This is a genomic window from Pseudomonas alcaligenes (genome assembly GCF_041729615.1).
GTDB classification, from domain to species: Bacteria; Pseudomonadota; Gammaproteobacteria; order Pseudomonadales; family Pseudomonadaceae; genus Aquipseudomonas; species Aquipseudomonas alcaligenes_B.
On the sequence record NZ_CP154874.1, the window covers coordinates 1,030,658 to 1,047,316 of the forward strand.

General features: G+C 65.1%; 10 protein-coding genes. 2 read left to right on the plus strand and 8 right to left on the minus strand.

The window, feature by feature from the left end; all coding sequences use genetic code 11:
• Nucleotides 1–16: 16 nt before the first annotated feature.
• The 4 genes from AAG092_RS04960 to AAG092_RS04975 form a co-directional block, all read right to left on the minus strand.
• The gene (locus AAG092_RS04960; protein ID WP_373388792.1) at nucleotides 17–3,775 is read right to left on the minus strand and encodes a PAS domain S-box protein; all 3,759 of its coding nucleotides are present in this window, start codon (nucleotides 3,773–3,775) and stop codon (nucleotides 17–19) included.
• Between the two features lie 185 nt (nucleotides 3,776–3,960).
• Nucleotides 3,961–4,647 (minus strand): OmpA family protein, encoded by a 687-nt coding sequence (locus AAG092_RS04965; RefSeq protein ID WP_373388793.1) that lies wholly within the window; start codon nucleotides 4,645–4,647, stop codon nucleotides 3,961–3,963.
• A gap of 84 nt (nucleotides 4,648–4,731) precedes the next feature.
• Nucleotides 4,732–5,376, minus strand: coding sequence for an MBL fold metallo-hydrolase (locus AAG092_RS04970; RefSeq protein ID WP_373388794.1), 645 nt, complete (start codon nucleotides 5,374–5,376; stop codon nucleotides 4,732–4,734).
• Nucleotides 5,373–6,413 (minus strand): AraC family transcriptional regulator, encoded by a 1,041-nt coding sequence (locus AAG092_RS04975; protein WP_373388795.1) that lies wholly within the window; start codon nucleotides 6,411–6,413, stop codon nucleotides 5,373–5,375. The genes AAG092_RS04970 and AAG092_RS04975 overlap by 4 nt, the downstream gene beginning before the upstream one ends.
• A 115-nt stretch (nucleotides 6,414–6,528) precedes the next feature.
• Here AAG092_RS04975 and AAG092_RS04980 point away from each other — a divergent pair, with 115 nt between their 5' ends.
• The gene (locus AAG092_RS04980; RefSeq protein ID WP_373388796.1) at nucleotides 6,529–7,356 is read left to right on the plus strand and encodes a metal-dependent hydrolase; all 828 of its coding nucleotides are present in this window, start codon (nucleotides 6,529–6,531) and stop codon (nucleotides 7,354–7,356) included.
• Here the strand turns inward: AAG092_RS04980 and AAG092_RS04985 are convergent.
• From AAG092_RS04985 to AAG092_RS05000, 4 genes are all read right to left on the minus strand, one after another.
• Nucleotides 7,349–10,066: a LuxR C-terminal-related transcriptional regulator gene (locus AAG092_RS04985; protein WP_373388797.1), complete on the minus strand. Its 2,718-nt coding sequence runs from the start codon at nucleotides 10,064–10,066 to the stop codon at nucleotides 7,349–7,351. The two genes, AAG092_RS04980 and AAG092_RS04985, sit on opposite strands and share 8 nt — an antisense overlap.
• Nucleotides 10,067–10,198: 132 nt before the next feature.
• On the minus strand, nucleotides 10,199–11,566 hold the full coding sequence (locus tag AAG092_RS04990) for a DUF1329 domain-containing protein (protein ID WP_373388798.1): 1,368 nt from the start codon (nucleotides 11,564–11,566) through the stop codon (nucleotides 10,199–10,201).
• A gap of 28 nt (nucleotides 11,567–11,594) precedes the next feature.
• Nucleotides 11,595–13,367: a DUF1302 domain-containing protein gene (locus AAG092_RS04995; protein WP_373388799.1), complete on the minus strand. Its 1,773-nt coding sequence runs from the start codon at nucleotides 13,365–13,367 to the stop codon at nucleotides 11,595–11,597.
• A gap of 218 nt (nucleotides 13,368–13,585) precedes the next feature.
• Nucleotides 13,586–15,268 carry a fatty acid--CoA ligase gene (locus AAG092_RS05000; protein ID WP_373388800.1) on the minus strand — a complete coding sequence of 561 codons (1,683 nt, stop codon included), beginning with the start codon at nucleotides 15,266–15,268 and terminating at the stop codon, nucleotides 13,586–13,588.
• A gap of 171 nt (nucleotides 15,269–15,439) precedes the next feature.
• Between AAG092_RS05000 and AAG092_RS05005 the strand changes: the two genes are divergently transcribed.
• A complete protein-coding gene (locus AAG092_RS05005) occupies nucleotides 15,440–16,615 on the plus strand; it encodes an acetyl-CoA C-acyltransferase (protein ID WP_373388801.1) in 1,176 nt (391 codons plus the stop codon).
• Nucleotides 16,616–16,659: the final 44 nt, after the last annotated feature.

A 16,659-nucleotide genomic window follows, 5' to 3' on the forward strand; every position in this document is an offset into this window, starting at 1 on the left:
CTTCGCCCGTGACCGCTCAACCCAGCGCCCGACGGGGCGCATCATTGGGTACGGCCAGCCAGCGATGCAGCATTTCCAGCAGTTCCTGGCGGCCCACCGGTTTGGCCAGGTAGTCGTCGGCACCCGCGGTGATGCACTTCTCGCGGTCCCCCTTCATCGCATGGGCGGTCAGGGCGATCACCGGAATGCGACAATCACGCTCACCCTTGAGGATGCGCGTGGCGGTGTAGCCGTCCATGTTGGGCATGGCCATGTCCATCAGGATCAGGTCCAGCGGCTCGCGGGCGAAGACCTCCAGTGCCTCGACACCATCCTTGGCCGGCAGCACGGCCAGGCCGATCTCGTCGAGCAGCGCGGTCATGGCGTAGATGTTGCGGATGTCGTCGTCCACCAGCAGCACCCGCTTGCCGGTCAGCCCCGAGCTGTCGACCTGCGGCTCGCGCACATCGGCGAAGAAGCCCTGCAGGGCGGCGCTGAGGGGGCGCAGGTCGTCGCCGCTCTTGCGCACCACCACCGCCGAGTAGCGGCGCAGGCGCTGCAGATCCTGACGAGTGACGTCCACGCCGGTATTGATCACCACCTGGCAGCCCTGCAGTGGCCGCTCACGATGCAGCGCCTCGAGCAGGTCGAAGCCGTCACGGTCGGGCAGGTCGAGATCGATGACCAGGGCACTGAAGTCACGTCCGATGTAGGTCTGGATGGCCTCCTCGGCGCTGCTCACGGCGCTCACGGCGAAGCCGATCTGCAGCAGGTGCTCGCGGTAATGCTCGCGCTCGATCTCCACGTCCTCCACCAGCAGCAGCGCGCGGCTCGGCGCGTCGGGCTCGACGGCGATGTGCTGGAAGACCTGCTCGAGGTCCTCGCGGGCGATCGGCTTGACCAGGTAGCGGGTGCCGTCGTCATGCCAGTCCTGCGGCTGCGGCACGCAGGACAGGATGTGCACCGGCACATCGCGGTACTGCAGCAGGCCGCGCAGGCGCCGGTAGATCTGCCAGCCGCTGATGTCCGGCAAGAGGATGTCGAGGATCACCGCGGCGAAGCGCTCGCTCTGCAGCAGGGCAATGGCCTGCTTGCCGTTGCGACAGTGCACGCTGGCGAAACCATGGGCCTGGGCCTCCTCGGCGATCACCGCAGCGAAGTTCAGGTCATCCTCGACTATCAGTATCGCCGGACCGCTGCCGCTGCGCTGCGGCAGGCTGCTGGCCGACTCGTCCTCGCGGCTGTTCTGCTGCAGGGCTACCACCGGCAGCCGCACGATGAAGCGCGAGCCCTGCCCTGGCGTACTCTCCAGGCTGATCTGCCCGCCCAGCACCTCGACCAGCTGGCGGGTGATGGCCAGGCCCAGGCCGGTGCCGCCGAAGCGCCGGCTGGTGGAGCCATCGATCTGCTGGAAGGCCTGGAAGATCCGCTCGTGCTGCGCCGGGTCGATGCCGATGCCACTGTCGCGGACGACGAACTGCAGGGTCTCGCGCTCTTCGTCGAGGGATACCGGCGAGCGGCCGATGGCCAGTTCCACCTCGCCGTGCTCGGTGAACTTCAGCGCGTTGGACAGCAGGTTGCGCAGGATCTGCTGCAACCGCCCGCGGTCGCTGTGGATCACCCGCGCCACACCGGGCTCGAGGTGGGTGAGCAGGCGCAGCCCCTTGATCTCGGCCATCGGCCGCAGGCTGGAATCCAGCTCCACCAGCAGGTCGTGGATGTTCACCGGTTCCAGCTTGAGCTGGACCCGGCCGGCCTCGATCTTGGCCAGGTCGAGCACGTCGTTGATCAGCTGCAGCAGGTCGTTGCCGGCCTTGTAGACGATGTCGGCGTGCTTGACCTGCTTCTCCGTGAGGTTACCGGCGACGTTGTGCTTGAGCTGCTCGCTGAGGATCAGGATGCTGTTCAGCGGCGTACGCAGCTCGTGCGACATGTTGGCGAGGAATTCGGACTTGTAGCGGTTGGCCAGGGCCAATTGCTCGGCCTGCTCGCGCAGGCGCTGCTCGGCGGCCTTGCGCTCGCTGATGTCGATGATCACCGCCTGCACCAGCAGGTCATCGCCACTGCGCAGTGGTGACAGGCCGACCTCCAGAGGAATCAGCCGGCCATCGCGGTGCTGGCCGAACAGCTCGCGGTTGCTGCCCATGCGCCGCGGCGTCGGGTCCTTGAGGAAGCCTTCGCGCAACTTCGGGTGCAGCGCACGCATGGATTCGGGCAGCAGCTTCTCCACCGGCTGGCCGAGCAGCTCGTCGCGGCTGTAACCGAACATCTGCTCGGTCTGCCGGTTGACCATGGCCACCCGCCCGGGGCCATCGACCAGCACGATGGCGTTGGGCGAGGCCTCCACCACCAGGCGGAAGCGCTCCTCGGCGGCACGCCGCTCACTGATGTCGATGATCACCGCCTGCACCAGGGTCTCCTGGCCGGAGCGGATCGGCGACAGCCCGACTTCCACGGGAATCAGCCGGCCGTCGCGGTGTTGGCCGAACAGCTCGCGGTTACCGCCCATGCGTCGATGCTCGGGAGCCTGGTGGTAGGCCTGGCGCAGGCCGACATGGCCGTGGCGCGAGCCCTCGGGAAGCAGCCGCTCCACCGGCTGGCCGAGCAGTTCGCTGCGCTCGTAGCCGAACATCTGCTCGGTCTGCCGATTGACCATGACCACCCGGCCCTGGCCGTCGACCAGCACGATCGCATTGGGCGAGGCCTCCACCACCAGACGGAAGCGCCCTTCGCTCTCGCGCAGGCGCTGGCTCTGGCCCTCACTGGCTACCAGCGCACGCTCGCGCAGGTAGAGGAAGCCGCCGACCAGCAGGGACAGCAGCAGCGAGGCCAGCAGGCCGGTAACCAGGCTGATCGGCAGGCTCTGGTTGCTCACCGTGGCCTCGTAGGCCGGCGTACTGCTGACCCGCAGTTGCCAGTCCCGCCCGTAGATGTTCAGGGTGCGCAGAGTCTCGAAGCTTGGCTGACGGGGCTGCGGGCTGCGCTCGTTGAGCAGGGGAGTGTCGGCATCGGCTCGGTCGGTCAACTCGATCTCGAACAGCTCACTGCTGCTGCCGAGGATGCCGTGCATCAGGTCAGCCATGCGAAATGACCCGGAAACCATGCCGAGCACCGCCTCACGCCGCTCCTCGACGCTGCTCAACGGGGCATTCAGGCGAAATACCGGCAGGTAAAGAAGCACGCCGGCCTGCACGTCCTTCTCGGTCTCCTGCTTGAGTCGTACCGGTCCGGTCAGCACCGCCTCGCCGCCATCGCGCGCGAGCTCGATGGCCTCGCGGCGCACCGGCTCGCTGTACATGTCGAAGCCGAGCACGCGGCGGTTGCGCCAATCCAGTGGATTGATGAAGTCGACGATCAGGTAGGTCTCGCGCTCGCCGGCCGGATAGACCTGGAAGTCCCCCCGGCCATCGGCGCGCGCCCGGGTCACGAAGGCCGGCAGCTCGCCGGCGCGCAAGTAGCGCCCCCAGGCCAGGGCCTGGATGCCCGGGTAGTGCTCCTGCAACTGCAGCTGGTCGGTGGCGCGCTGCCATTCGCCATGGGAAACGTCGTCACTGCCGGCCAGCAGCCCGGACATGCCGCGCAGGACCATCTCGTAGGCACGCATGCGCTCCTGCACGCTGGATTCGACGCCATCCACCGCCAGGGCGAAACGACGCTCCTGCGCCTCGCGGCTACCGGCATCGAGTACCGACCACTGCCAGAACACCAGGAGGCTGAGACCGGCCAGCAACAAGAGGCTGACCAGCAGGGGAATCCAGGGCTTGCGGGGCGAGAAGTGGGGAGCACTGTCGTCCATGAGGTCTCCTGATCCGGTCCGGGCCAGCCCCGCTCACCTGAGGCATGCCCACGCTCGTGCGGTTTCGCACGCAATCTGCTGAGAGTGTAGTCAGGATTTTTTCCACTCAGACTGTGGCGACCAACGGCGCTCGAGCGAGCGCTGAAATGCACGAAGCCCCTTGCGGGGCCTCGTGGGGGGCGACTTTAGTACTGGGCGCCAGGCAGGGGGCGCAGGGTGACTTCCACCCGACGATTCTGCGCCCGGCCATCGGCCGTGGCGTTGCTGGCGACCGGCTGATCGGGGCCGGCGCCGCGGGTGCTCAGGCGCGAGGCATCGACCCCCTGGGCCAGCAGGTAGTTGGCCACGCTCTGCGCACGACGCTGCGACAGGTTCATGTTGTAGGCATGGCTGCCGGTGCTGTCGGTGTGGCCGACGATCTCGATGCTGTTCTGGTTGTACTGGCGGAAGGACGACGCCAGGTTGTTCAGCGGGGAGTAGAAGCTGCTGGCGATGTCCGCCGAATCGGTGGCGAAGGTGATGTTGCCGGGCATGATCAGCTGGATGGTATCGCCCTGGCGCTGCACTTCCACGCCGGTGCCCTGCATGCTGCGGCGCAGCTCTTCTTCCTGCTTGTCGACGTAGTAGCCGTAGCCGGCGCCGGCCGCGCCGGCCACCGCAGCGCCGATCAGCGCGCCCTTGCCACGGTTGTCGTGATTGATCGCGGCACCGGCCACGGCACCGGCCAGGGCGCCCAGGCCACCGTACTTGGCGGTCTTGCTCATGCCGCCGGAGCTCTGCTGGCTCTGGCTGTCATAGGGATTCTGCGAGGCACAACCTGTCACCAGGGCGACCAGCAGGGCGGCAAGGGTCAGGCGTGTAGGGTTCAGCATGTTGTCGTGCTCCTGGAACGAAGTGACCGGTAAGACGGACCGGCAAAGCTTAGATAGGGCTGGGGCCGAAAGATTCCCGCAGGCTCAGGCACGAATGAAGGGATTCTCGCGCATCTCGTCACCCAGGCGGGTATCCGGCCCATGACCGGTAACCACGGTGGCATCCTCGTCGAGGGTGTACAGGCGCCTGATCGAACGCTCGATAGTGGCGTAGTCGCCGCCCCACAGGTCGGTGCGACCGATACCGCGGCGGAACAGGGTATCGCCGGCGATCAGCAGCTTGGCTGCGGGGAACCAGAAGCTGGTGGAGCCCGGCGTGTGCCCCGGCGTATGCAGCGCCACACCGCAGCCGCAGGCCAGTGCCTCGTCGTCGGCCAGCCACTGGTCCGGCGCCGGCACCGGCGTGTAAGGCACGCCGAACATGCGGCACTGCATTTCCAGGTTGTCCCAGAGGAACTGGTCGTCCTTGTGCAGGTGCAGGGTCGCGCCGGTCTTCTCCTTCATCTGCCCGGAGGCAAGGAAGTGATCGAGGTGGGCATGGGTGTGGATGATGCTGACCACCTGCAGCCCATGGGCCTCCAGGCGCGCCATGATCAACTCGGGATTGCCGCCCGGGTCCACGACTATGGCCTTCTTGCTCAGCGGGTCGCCGATGATGGTGCAGTTGCACTGCAGCGGGCCAACCGGGAAGGTCTCGCGGATCAGGCTGGGTTGCGGGCTGTCGGTCATCTGGCATTCTCCTCGGTCAGGGGCCGCGCACGATAATCCTTGGGCGCCCTGCCCGTCCATTTGCGGAAGGCGCGACGGAAGTTGGAAGGGTCGCTGAAGCCCAGCAGCTGGGCGATCTCGAACAGCGGCAGGTGGGTGGTCTGCAGGTACTGCAGGGCCAGGCGCTTGCGCACCTCGTCGAGTACTTGCTGGTAGCTGGTGCCATGGGCGGCCAGGTGGCGGCGCAGGCTGCGCCCGCTGGTGTGCAGGGCACGGGCGGCGCTGTCCAGGCTGGGGAAGTCCCCGGGGCGCGCCAGCAGCAGGCGGCGCAGACGGCTGAGCAGGCCCTCCTGCACGTCCAGACTGGCCAATAGCGCTTCGCACTGCTGCTCGCACATCTGCATGGTGGCCGGATTGGCCAACGCCATGGGGCGCGCCAGGTAGTACCGCGGCAGGCGGAACCAGTGCCAGGGCTGCTCGAAAACGGCAGCGCGGCCAAAGACCTGGCGATAGAGCTGGGCATGCCCGGGGGCGGGATAGGCGAAGCCGACCTCGACTCCCTGCGGCCGCTCGCCGAGCAGAAACTGGGCGATGCTGTAGAGGCTGCCGAACAGGCCCTCGGCGGCGAAGCGGCTGAGCGTGCCCAAGGGGATCGACTCGCTGGCGCGCAGCTCCAGCCAGTCTCTGCTGTCCACTAGCTCCAGCTCGAAGGTCAGCCCCAGCACCCGGTAATAGCGCAGGGCGAACTGGATGGCACGCCCCAAATCCGCACTGGACAGCAGCGCGTAGCCGAGGATGCCGTGGGCCGAAGCGTTCAGACGCCGACCGAGGAGCAACCCAAGGGCGGGCTCATCGCAGAGCAACAGCGCGGCACTGGCCAGCAGGTGGAAGTCGGCCAGGCTAATGCGCCCGGTGGGGTTGTTCAGCACTTGCTGACGCACTCCCGCCTGCGTCAGCAGCCGCTCGCGCGGCACGCCGAGTTCCTCGCACAAGGCCAGCAGGGCCTCGGCATAAGCCTGCGGCACCAGTTCGGCATTCAGGTTCAGCGGCTTGTTCATGACGGATGTACTGGCCAGATATGACCTGAATATTGGCTGAAGATAACCTTGCCCGGAAAAAGTCGGCAAGCCCATAGTCCACTCAGCCCATAACGATAAGAATGGAGGCCACGGCATGGCCAGCCCCCCCGATCTGCAGATCCGCCCCCGTCAGCCGGAATTTGCCCTGCCCTCGCCCTGGGCCCGGCACTGGCATGGCGGTGACGCCTTCAAGAGTCACTTCTTCGATGCCATGTCGCTGCTGTTTCCGGATGGCGAGCGTTTCTTCATCGACTCGGTACGCGCCTATCGCGATCAGGTCAGCGACCCGCAGCAGCTAGCGCAGATCCGCGGCTTCATCGGCCAGGAAGCCCATCACAGCCGCGAGCACGAACACTACAACGAGGCCCTGCGCGGTTGCGGCTACGACCTGGACTATCTGGAGCGCCGCCTGAAAAAGCGCCTGGCCTTCGTGCGCAAGCATCTGCCAGCCAAGGTGCACCTGGCCGCCACGGTAGCGGTGGAGCACCTGACCGCGATCATGGCCGACGCCATTCTGCAGAACCCGGACTGGCTGGATGGGGCTGATGCGCAGATGGCGCGCCTGTGGCGCTGGCATGCACTGGAGGAAAGCGAGCACAAGGCGGTTGCCTTCGACCTTTACCAGCAGGTCTGCGGCAAAGTATGGCTGCGTCGCCGCGCCATGCTGCAGAGTACCTTCTTCTTCACCCTGGACACCTTCAAGGGCCTGGTACACATGCTGCGGCGCGATGGCCAGCTATGGCACTGGCGACTGTGGCGCGACGGCCTGGCCTGGCTGTGGGGGCACCGTGGCATTTTGCGGCCTCTGGTACGCGCCTACTGCGACTTCTACCGGGCCGACTTCCACCCCTGGCAGCACGACAATCTGCAGCTGATCCTGGAGCGGCGCCGCGAATTCGATGCTGAGGGCGTGCTCAACTGAGCAGCCCCAGAGCCTTGGCCCGGGCCACCGCCTGCGTGCGCCGCTCGACGCCGAGCTTGCTGTTGATGTGGCGGGCATGCGTCTTGACGGTGTGCAGGGAGATGAACAGGCGCTCGCTGATTTCCTGGTTGGAGCAGCCCAGGGCGATCAGGCGCAATACCGCCAGCTCACGAGTGCTGAGCGCTTCCGCGGCCCCCGTGGCCAACGGCTGCACCTCGGCCTCTGCTGGCAGGCACTGGCGCAATGCTTCGGTCAGCGGCGTAAGCGGTGCCATCTGCAACTGCGTACGCAACCACGCCGGCTGGTGCATCAGCAACTCGTGAAAGGGCAGCAGAGTTCCGCCGCTGGCCGCTTCGAGGCTGGCCTGCAGCTGCAGTTGAGCCTCGCGCTCGCGACCACCGGCATACAGCAGCAGGCTCAGCTGGACCTGGGCGAACACCCCCAGCAGCTGCCCACCCTGTGCCTGGGCCCGCAGCACCAGGGCGCGCAGCCGACGCTCGGCGGCCTCACCCTGCCCCTGCCGGCGCTCCAGCGCGGCACGCTGCAACTCAATGTGCAACGGCAGCTGCGGATGGAACTCCGGCGCCGCAGCGGCCTGCTCACCGCTGTAGGTCTCGGCCAGGCGCAGCAACCAGGCATTGGCCAGGTCGATCTGGCCCTGGCTGAGCCAGAGCTCACACTTGGTCACCGTGATCATCGCCAGGTAATAGACCGGCGGCACATCCCAGATATGCATCAACCGTTCGGCCTCGGCCAACTCGGCAAAGGCCTCGTTGAACCGCCCCTGGCGCCCCTCCTGGCTGGCCAGGATGCAGTAGCCCACCAGCAGGCTGATGTCACGGCAGCTGCGCGCCTCGGCAATCCCCGCCCTTAGTTTCTGCCGCGCTTCGTCGGGGCGCAGACGCAGGGCCAGCAGGAAACCTTCGTACAGGGTCAGGCGGGCACGCACCGCGTAGACCTTCTGCGCCGACAAGCCGCGCAGGCGCTCCTGGCCGGAGCGAACCTCTTCGAGTGCCCGCACGATCTCGCCACGCGCCAGCAACACACGACCACGATCATAGAGGCAGAGCGCTTCGAACAGAGGGTTGCTCTGCCGCTGAGCCAGTTCCAGCGCCTCACGATTGAGGCCGCGAGCACGCCACAGGTCACCACGCACCACGGCCAGGTTGGCCAGGGTCGAAAGGCACAGCAGGCGCGAGCCATAGTGCTCCGTGGGCATCGCAGCCAGCGCTTCGCCACAGTAGGCCTCGGCCTGCTGACTGTCGCCGCGCCCACGAGCGATCACACCGCTGATGGCCAGCCACTGGGCCAGCAGCGACTGCTGTTCGGCCTGGCTCGGCGCCGGCAGGAAACGCACCAGCTGATTGGCCAGATCCTCGGCCGCATCCAGTTGGCAGGCCAGGGCCAGCGCCCAGCTGTACAGCAGGATCAGGCGCGGTGTACTGGTCAGCAAGCTGTCGGGCAGGTCCATCTTCCAGCGCAACAGCATGGCGACATTCTGCTCGGCCAGCAGATGCTCCTCGGAAAAGTTCTGTACCAGACTGGCCGCCACGTCAGGCTGACCGGCACGCAGGGCCTGCTCCACCGCCTCGTCCAGCAACCCCTGGCTGCTGAACCAGCGACAGGCACGCAGGTGCATACTGGCTGGCGGCAAGGACAGCTGATGGCTGGGGCTGGCCCGCAGCAGGTCGGAAAACAGGTGGTGATAGCGGAACCAGCGCCCCTGCTCGTCCAGCGGCACCAGAAATACCTGATGAGCCTGCAGATACTGGAGGATGGCCGCGCTGTCGCCACTGTCGCGCACCGCATCGCACAACTCGGCGCAGAAACGCTCCAGACAAGCCGTGTCGTAGAGAAAAGCCTGCAGTTCGGGCGGCTGGCGCTCGATCACTTCTTCCAGCAGGTAGTCACGCACCATGCCCTGAGCGCCGTGCAGGTCACTCCCACCCTCGCCGGCAGTGAGTAGCCAGAGGCGCAGCCCGGCGACCCAACCCTCGCTGCGCTGCAGCAGGTTATCGACCTGCTCGGCTGGCAGATCGGCGCCCTGCGCCAGCAACAGGGCGCGGGTTTCTTCCGGGGTCAGGCGCAGGTCCTGTTCCTGCAGTTCCAGCAGCTGGCGCGACAGGCGCAGGCGTGCCAGGTGCCAGTCCGGACGCTGGCGGCTGGTCACCAGCACCAGCATGCCGGCCGGCAGGTGATTGAGGAAGAACTGCAGGCAACGATCCAGCACCGCGCCCTGGGCCAGGTGGTAGTCATCCAGCACCAGCAGCAGAGGTTGTTGCGGGTCCAGGCACTCGCCCAGTTCGTCGAGCAGGCCGTCCAGCCACTCCTCGAAGGCAAACGGCTGGTGGCGCTGGCGCATCTTGAGCATGCCCAGAGCCTCATCGCCTATCCGCGGGAAAAACTGACGCAGGCCCTCCAGCAGGCGTTCGAGAAAACGCCCTGGGTCGCCGTCACGTCGGCTCAGCCCTAGCCAGAGACTTTGCCAATGTGCAGGGAGACGCTCGCAGAACTCCACGGCCAGGGAACTCTTGCCGAATCCAGCGGGGGCACTGATCAGCAGCAGGCGACCCTCGCGCCCTTCCTCCAACCGCTCGCACAGTCGCGGGCGGCGAACATGGCCGGCAGGCAGAGGCGGACGAAAGAAGCGCCCCTCGCCCGAAGAGCTCGGGAGGCTGGCAAAGGCGGGAGAGCGGGACAGATCGGTCACGAGAGCATCGGGGTCATCGGCGACAGCACAATCTTCGCAGCCTATCCCCTTGGTACTCGCATTTGAAGCCCAAAGCACATCACACAAAAGAAAAAGCCGGCGCTAGGCCGGCTTCTTCAGGTGACGCGAGGATTAACGCACGCCGGCCTGACGCAGGGCAGCCGGGGTGTAATCGCTGGAAGCGGCCTTGTAGTTGAAGTCGTAGGACTGCTTCTCCTCGTTCTTCATACCCAGGGCCAGATAGCGACCAGAGATGATGTCGTGCAGGGTTTCCACGGTGTACCACGGCACTTGCTTGTCGTAGTAGTACTGGGCATGGGCCTCGGCGACACGCCACAGGGCGCCACGACCGTCGTAATGGTCGATCACAGCGGCCTGCCAGGTATCCTCGTCGATGAACACATCACGCTTGGCGTAGATGTGGCGCTCGCCGGCCTTCAGGGTACCGGTCACGTGCCAGACGCGGTGCAACTCGTAGCGAGTGTGTTCCGGGTTCAGGTGGCCAGCCTTGATGATGTCGGCGTACTTCAGCTTCGGCGAGTCCAGCTTGTAGGAGTTGTACGGGATGTAGATCTCCTTCTTGCCATTCAGCTTCCAGTCGTAGCGATCCGGAGCGCCGTTGTACATGTCGAAGTTGTCGGAGGTACGCAGGCCGTCGGCCGCGGTACCCGGGCCGTCGTAGGACACCTGCGGGGCACGGCGCACACGACGCTGACCAGCGTTGTACAGCCAGGCCAGACGCGGCTCCTTCACCTGGTTCAGGGTCTCGTGGACCAGCAGAACGTTACCGGCCAGACGTGCCGGCGCGGTCACGCGCTGCTTGAAGTAGAACAGGATGTTGCTCGGCTTGCTCGGATCGTAGTCGGTCAGGCTGGTCGGGAAGGTGAACTCGTCCTGGAAGTAGACCAGGCTGTAGGAGCCGTTGGCCTGCGGAGTAGCCTGGGTAACCAGGCGACGCACGCTACCGCCACGATAACGGGTGATCTGGTTCCAGATCGCTTCCAGACCGTTCTGCGGGATCGGGAAGGGGTAAGCGGTCTTGAAGTTCTCCAGACCGTTACCGCCCTCGACCAGCTTGGTATTGGTCGCGTTGATCTTCACATCGTCCAGCACGCTCTGCGGAGCAGTGGCGGAGCGATGAGTCGGGTAAACCGGGATCTTGAAGCTGTCCGGGTAGCGCTTGAACATGGCGACCTGACCGGGAGTCAGCTTGTCCTTGTACTGGTCGACATTCTGCGCGGTGATGGTGAACAGCGGCTGCTCACTGGCGAACGGATCGCTGAGGAAGCCGCGGTCATCGGCGGTACCGGCATTCTTGGGCAGACCGCCGGTCCACTCGGGAATGGAGCCATCGGCGTTACCAGCCTTCTCCGCCCCCAGCGGAGTCAGGGTGGTGCCCAGCTTGGCGGCCTCATCGGCGGAGACGGCAGCCATCACACTGGTAGCCAGCAGGGAGAGGGCCAGTGCCCCGGATTGCAGCAGGTACTTTGTTGTTTTCATGTGCATACGTTCCTAATAGTCCTGACCTTTAGAAGTTCACGCCGAAGCTGAGGGCGACGAAGTCGCGATCAGTGTTGGTGTTGTACTCGCCACCGAAGAAGTCGGTGTAGGACAGGCTGGCGGTATAGGTGTTCTGATACTCGGCATCGACGCCGACGCTGATGGCCTTGTTGCCTTCGGTGAAGGTCGGGCTGTAACCATCCACATCATGCGACCAGGAGACGTTGGGTTTGAGGTTCACACCGGCAAACACGTCGTTGTAGTCGAGGATGGCGCGAGCGCGGTAGCCCCAGGAGGTGTTGGTAAAGAAGCCCTTGTTGTCGCAGTTCTGCGGATTGGGCGAGTTGAGCAGGGTCTCGCACAGAGAGTTGGTGGGAATCTCACCATTACCAAACTCCGGGGCGCGACCAAAACGCAGCTCGTTCTTGCCCAGATCGCTGACGTGGGTATAACCGACCTCACCAACCAAGGTCAGACGCTCGGCCCCCATGACCTGATCGACGAACTGGGTCACGGTTACCTGAGCCTGAGTCATTGGCTTACGCACATAACCCTTGATCAGCTCACCCGCACCACGATCGGCATGACCACTGGTGTAGATCGGACTGTTGTTCCAGATCAGCGGGCCGGCCTGAGCCACGGAGGCAACGGTCAGGTCGGTGGTATTGAGCTGCATCGGCATGTTCGGGCGGTAGCTCAGCTCACCGGACACGGCAGTGGAGCCGACGTTGGTGGAGAAGCTCACGCCATGCAGGCGGATGTCTTCCGGGTAATCCAGGAAGTACTTGCCGCTCAGCTCACCGGTAACCGGATCCTCCACGTCGTACAGACCGGGATCACCTGCCACATAGGACAGAATCGGGGTGCGGCTGTGGTAGTTCATGGTGTAGAAACCGAACTCGGTGTCGTTCAGCTCGGGCGAGAACCAGCGCAGCGCCAGGCCCCACTGGCCGCTGTCACGAGCATCCTCATCGCCCAGGCGACCGAGGTAGCGGTAACCGGCGGCGCCGGTCGGATCCAGATCGCTGCCCTGTACGGCCAGACGATCCACGCAGCCATCCTGCACCACATCGACGGAGAAGAAGGTGCCGCAGTTGTCGGCAATGGTCTGATCCCATTCGATCTGATAGAAGGCCTCTGCCGAGAGATTCTCGGTCAGGCTCTGCGACACGTAGAACATGTTGACCGGGATCAGGCCTTCCTTGATCTCGGCTCCGGGACGACGGAACGCGGCGGCGTCAACCGGGTTGATGGAGTTGATCGAGTTGAAGATGAAGGTGCTCTCACCCCAGCTCACCACCTGCTTGCCCAGACGAACGGAACCCGGCTGATCGGCGACGGTGTAGTTGTGGTAGACGAAGGCGTCGAGGATCTGGGCGCCGGAGGACTGGGCGGCTTCCTTGCGGTTGCTGTCGTCGATGTCATAGAGCAGGCGATGCTCGTCCTTCAGCTCGAAGTCGTACCAGTACTTGCCACGGATGAAGACACCGGTGTCGCCGTACTTCAGTTCCAGGTCGTGGATGCCCTTGAAGATCTTCGAGAAGGTCTCGCCCTTCTTGAAGTTCAGGCGGCCATCGTCGCCGGTCTGCGAGGAAGCCTCGCCGCCGTTACGGGCACCGACCAGATCCGGATCGGCGCCACGCACCGACCAACTGGCACCGACAGACAGAGAAGAATCGAGCTGACCCTCGATCTCACCGATGTTGAAGGTGACACCGAAAGCCGGGGCAGCGAGGGTTGAGGCGAGGCTGACTGCCAGAGGCAGCTTGGCCAGACGCCAGAACGGTTTAGTGGTTGTCATCGACGCTACTCCATGTGTTTTTTGTTATGGATGCTGCGGACTATAGCCAGCGCCCCCCGAGGCTTGATCCCTCGAAAGTGTGATTTCCAGCCCCCAACCTCTCTAGACCGGCCAGTCACGCGGAGCGCCACCGGCCAGATTCCCATCGCAACAGCAATTAACAAGCCAAGCGTTTGCTCGGATCGGGTGCCGAAGCCCCCACCCGCACGGCTTCGGTCTCACAGCGTAGACAGAAAAGCGCTGCCCGCGGCCTGCCACTGGGCGATATCAAGACGAATTCGTTTCTTGTCCAGCTTGCCCACACTAGTTTTGGGAATATCGGTAACAAGCGCGATCTGACTGGGTATCGCCCACTTGTTGATGTGGCCCAGTTCGACGAAGGGGATGAGATGCTCCTTCAGTCCCTTGGCATCCAGCGCCTGCCCCTCGCGCAGCACCAGCAGGGCGAAGGGACGCTCGCCCCATTGCGGATCGGGGACCCCTACCACCGCCACCTCGCGCACGGCCGGATGGCGACTGATCAGGTCTTCCAGTTCCAGCGACGACAGCCATTCGCCACCGGTCTTGATCACATCCTTGATGCGGTCGCGGATGTCGATGAAACCGAAATCATCCAGGGTTGCCACGTCACCGGTGTGCAGCCAGCCGTGCTCCCACAGTTCGGCGCTCTTCTGCGGCTCGTTGAAGTAGCCCATAGTCAGCCAGGGCGCGCGCAGCACCAGCTCGCCCTGGGTTTCGCCATCGGCGGGTAGCAGCTGACCGTCCGCCCCCATCAGCGCGGCCTCCACCAGCGGCACCGGCACACCGGCCTTGATCCGGTAGGTGACACGCTCGTCCTCGCTGCCGGCCTTGAGTTCTTCATTGATGTGCGCGCAGGAGATAAGCGGGCAGGTCTCGGACATGCCATAGGCCGCCGTCAGCTGGATGCCGCGGGCCTTGGCCGCCTCGTACAGGGCGCGATTCAGCGCGCTGCCGCCGATGATCACCTTGAGCCCGGCGAAGTCATAGCCCTGGGCGCTGGGCGCGTTGAGCATCATCTGCAGGATGGTCGGCACGCAGTGCGAGAAGGTCACCTTCTCCTCGCGAATCAGCCGGCACAGCATGTCCGGCTCGTAGCGCCCGGGATAGACCTGCTTGATGCCGAGCATGGTGGCCACGTAGGGGATGCCCCAGGCGTGCACGTGGAACATCGGCGTGATCGGCATGTACACGTCATCGGTGCCGAGCAGGCGCACGCTGTCCAGGCTACCCAGTACGCTGGCCTCGGCCAGGGTGTGCAGCACCAGCTGACGGTGGGTGAAGTACACTCCCTTGGGGTTGCCGGTGGTGCCGGTGGTGTAGAAGGTGGTGGCCACCGAGTTCTCGTCGAAGTCCTGGAAGTCATACTTCGTACTGGCGGCGGCCAGCAGGCTCTCGTACTCGCCGACCAGATTGGGCAGCTCGGCACTCTTCTCGGCGCCGTCGGTGAGCAGGATGGTCTTCTCCACCGTGGTCAGCTGGGCCTCGATGCCCTTGTACAGCGGCACGAACTCGCTGTTGACCAGCACGAAGCGGTCCTCGGCATGGTTCATGGTGTAGAGGATCTGGTCGGCGGACAGGCGGATGTTGATGGTGTGCAGCACCGCGCCGATCATCGGAATGGCGAACATGCACTCCAGGTAGCGGTGGCTGTCCCAGTCCATCACCGCCACGGTATCGCCAGCCTTGACCCCGGCCGCGCTCAGCACGTTGGCCAGGCGCGCCACGCGCTCGTTGAAGGTGGCGTAGCTGTAGCGCAGCTGGTCGCGGTAGACGATCTCGCGGGTCTTCTCGTAACGGCTGCCGGAGAGCAGCAAGCGCTTGATCAGCAGCGGAGCCTGGTTGGCATTGGCGGCTGGCGGGATGACTCGGGTCTGCAGCATGTCGGTAACCTGTACTTGGAGTTATTCTTCGGCGCCAATCTAGAACCGCTCTGCCTCCGACTTAATCCACCCAAAGAATGATTTTTCCGGTGACTCTTTGGCCATTACCGGTCACGCAGTAGAATCGACTCGTCCCTGCCGTTCCGGCTTCACTCTTCAGAGGTAATACCGATGTCCGATATCGTCATCGTTAGCGGCGCCCGCACCCCCATGGGTGGCTTCCAGGGCAGCCTGTCCAGCGTGCCTGCCGTGGAGCTTGGCGCCATCGCCATCCGCGAGGCCGTGGCCCGTGCCGGTATCCAGCCCGCCGATGTGCAGGAAGTGATCATGGGCTGCGTACTGCCCGCCGGCCTCAAGCAGGGTCCGGCCCGCCAGGCCTCGCTGGGCGCCGGCCTGCCGGCGGCCACCGGCTGCACCACGATCAACAAGCTGTGCGGCTCCGGCATGAAGGCCGTGATGCAGGCCTTCGACGCGCTCAAGGCCGGCAGCAACGAGGTGATGGTCGCCGGCGGCATGGAGAGCATGTCCAACGCCCCCTACATCGTCGAGAAGGCCCGCACCGGCCTGCGCATGGGCCATGGCGAGATCAAGGACCACATGTTCCTCGACGGCCTGGAAGATGCCCGCACCGGTCGCCTGATGGGCTCCTTCGCCCAGGAGACCGCGGACAAGTACGGCATCACCCGCGAGCAGATGGACGCCTACGCCATCGAGTCGCTGAAGCGCGCCCAGGCTGCCATCCAGAGCGGTGAACTGGCCAGCGAGATCGTCCCGGTCACCGTCACCAGCCGCAAGGGCGAGGTGGTGGTGAAGGATGACGAGCAGCCGCTGACCGCCAACCTGGACAAGATCCCGACCCTCAAGCCGGCCTTCAAGAAGGACGGCACCATCACCGCCGCCAACGCCAGCTCGATCTCCGACGGCGCCAGCGCCCTGGTGCTGATGACCGCCGAGGAAGCCGACAAGCGTGGCCTCAAGCCGCTGGCGAAGATCGTCGCCCACGCCACCCAGAGCCAGGACCCGAGCGAGTTCACCATCGCCCCGATCGGCGCCATGAGCAACCTGTTCAAGAAGACCGGCTGGAGCAAGGACGACGTCGACCTGTACGAGATCAACGAGGCCTTCGCCATGGTCACCATGCTGGCCATGCGCGAACACGGCCTGGACCATGCCAAGGTCAACGTCTTCGGCGGCGCCTGCGCTCAGGGCCACCCGGTCGGCTCCACCGGCTCGCGCCTGATCGTCACCCTGATCAACGCCCTGCAGAAGAAGGGCGGCAAGCGCGGCGTGGCGTCGCTGTGCATCGGCGGTGGCGAAGCGACCGCCGTGGCCATCGAGCTGCTTTAAGCACTGCGCAACGAAAAAGCCCCGCCTAGGCGGGGCTTTTTCAT

Bases quoted from the DNA above. Each gene is read 5' to 3' on its own strand.
- AAG092_RS04960 (WP_373388792.1), bottom strand. From the start codon at position 3,775: ATGGACGACAGTGCTCCCCACTTCTCGCCCCGCAAGCCCTGGATTCCC.
- AAG092_RS04965 (WP_373388793.1), bottom strand. From the start codon at position 4,647: ATGCTGAACCCTACACGCCTGACCCTTGCCGCCCTGCTGGTCGCCCTG.
- AAG092_RS04970 (WP_373388794.1), bottom strand. From the start codon at position 5,376: ATGACCGACAGCCCGCAACCCAGCCTGATCCGCGAGACCTTCCCGGTT.
- AAG092_RS04975 (WP_373388795.1), bottom strand. From the start codon at position 6,413: ATGAACAAGCCGCTGAACCTGAATGCCGAACTGGTGCCGCAGGCTTAT.
- AAG092_RS04980 (WP_373388796.1), top strand. From the start codon at position 6,529: ATGGCCAGCCCCCCCGATCTGCAGATCCGCCCCCGTCAGCCGGAATTT.
- AAG092_RS04990 (WP_373388798.1), bottom strand. From the start codon at position 11,566: ATGAAAACAACAAAGTACCTGCTGCAATCCGGGGCACTGGCCCTCTCC.
- AAG092_RS04995 (WP_373388799.1), bottom strand. From the start codon at position 13,367: ATGACAACCACTAAACCGTTCTGGCGTCTGGCCAAGCTGCCTCTGGCA.
- AAG092_RS05000 (WP_373388800.1), bottom strand. From the start codon at position 15,268: ATGCTGCAGACCCGAGTCATCCCGCCAGCCGCCAATGCCAACCAGGCT.
- AAG092_RS05005 (WP_373388801.1), top strand. From the start codon at position 15,440: ATGTCCGATATCGTCATCGTTAGCGGCGCCCGCACCCCCATGGGTGGC.